1 pseudogene is annotated in these 254 nt (G+C 48.0%); it reads left to right on the forward strand.

Features of this window, described 5'->3' with window-relative positions:
- Window positions 1-69: 69 nt before the first annotated feature.
- A pseudogene (locus E8Q33_RS15195) lies at window positions 70-254 on the forward strand (formylmethanofuran--tetrahydromethanopterin N-formyltransferase); the annotation flags it as partial.

Raw genomic sequence — 254 nt, forward strand, 5'->3', positions numbered from 1 at the left:
TAACGATGAAATCATCGATGATGGTCGTGGTAGCTTAACCATTCAGCCGCTGCATAAGGGAGGCAGACTATGATCCTCAATGGTGTAAGCATTGATAAAACCTTTGCCGAAGCCTTTCCGATGAAAGGCACGCGAATCATCATCACAGCCCAGAATCTTGAATGGGCGATGCATTCTGCTACAGCGTTCACCGGGTTTGCGACATCGGTTATTGCCTGCGGTTGTGAAGCAGCTATTGAACGAACTTTGGATCC

This window comes from Methylophaga sp. SB9B, from assembly GCF_004832235.1.
Classification (GTDB): domain Bacteria; phylum Pseudomonadota; class Gammaproteobacteria; order Nitrosococcales; family Methylophagaceae; genus Methylophaga; species Methylophaga muralis.